Genomic DNA, 1,189 nt, shown 5'->3' with positions numbered 1-1,189 from the left:
CTTGACTCAAGCATTAATGCAGTACGATCTTCAAAGTTAAGATGATGGTATGACAATTTTATATACTCCATAAACCCTTTAAATTAATTAGGTGGTTTATGTCGCACTTCAAGTTTTACTCTGCCTTCATTTTTTCATAATTTTAATTTTTATTTAAAAACAATGGTTTAAATTTTATTTGTCTTTTTAGATTTATTATTTTGGTTCCTTTTATCCAGATTGGCATAGCTCTTGCAAATTTTGAGCTTGAGTTTAATCAATGATCATAAAAACGTCTCAGACGATCTGGGGGAGCCACACAATGAAATTAACATTAAAAGTATTATCTCTTGCTTTATTGGGCGCTGTATCTTCTTTTACTTTTGCCGAAGAACCTGCTGCTGAACATACGGTATCTGGAAATATCAGCGTACTTTCAAGCTATGTATTACGTGGTAATACAACAGCAGTTGAGAATACAGGGGCGACTTTACAAGGTGGGTTGGATTATAACCACGCATCGGGTTTTTACGCAGGTTGGTGGACATCAACTTTAGGTACAGATTCTTATGGTACTACTAACCCAATGGAAAATAACTTTTACCTAGGTTACGGTGGTTCAATCAATGAAGACGTAGGCTTTACAGTAGGAACCACTTACTATTATTACTATGATGTAGACACAAGTATTTATGATGGTTTTGAGCTGCTATTAGGTCTGGATTATAAAGATGTAAGCCTGACTGCACAGACTTTATTGGAAGATACTGGTTGGGGTAATGCAGGTGATACATACTTAAAAGGGACATATAGCTATGCACTGCCAAAAGACTTTAGCCTAGATACAGCTTTGGGTTTATATATTTACGAAGAATCGGGTAAGTATATTGAAGACAGCAGTGAATCATTTGGCTTCCGCCATTTTGATATCGGTTTAAGTAAACCTCTAGCGGATACAGGTGTGACTGCAAGCATGAATTATATCTTGGGTGGTTATGACCGTGACGATAATAAATTTAAGAACAAGGTCGTATTTGGACTGGGTTATAGCTTCTAATTCTCTTTAGATAAAAAGGCGACCTTAGGTCACTGCTGTCCCATAGTTTGCTTTAAATAAAAAAAACCTGAGTCCTAACAGTTAAAATATGAGTGCAAACAAACACTTTAACGACCAGGATTCAGGTTTTGTCACATCAGAATACCGTATTTC

The 1,189-nt window shown here is 36.0% G+C and carries 1 protein-coding gene; it reads left to right on the top strand.

Going from position 1 to position 1,189, the window contains the following annotated elements; all coding sequences use genetic code 11:
* Positions 1 to 301: 301 nt before the first annotated feature.
* Positions 302 to 1,036, top strand: a complete 735-nt coding sequence (locus FTT75_RS15655; protein WP_074383673.1) for a TorF family putative porin — start codon at positions 302 to 304, stop codon at positions 1,034 to 1,036.
* Positions 1,037 to 1,189: the final 153 nt, after the last annotated feature.

Origin of the sequence: Acinetobacter sp. YH01008, assembly GCF_013420435.1 — a bacterium.
GTDB lineage: Bacteria > Pseudomonadota > Gammaproteobacteria > Pseudomonadales > Moraxellaceae > Acinetobacter > Acinetobacter pseudolwoffii.
The sequence above is the reverse complement of the archived record's forward strand: the minus strand, read 5'-3'. Positions and strand labels throughout refer to the sequence as shown.

Bases quoted from the DNA above. Each gene is read 5' to 3' on its own strand.
- FTT75_RS15655 (WP_074383673.1), top strand. From the start codon at position 302: ATGAAATTAACATTAAAAGTATTATCTCTTGCTTTATTGGGCGCTGTA.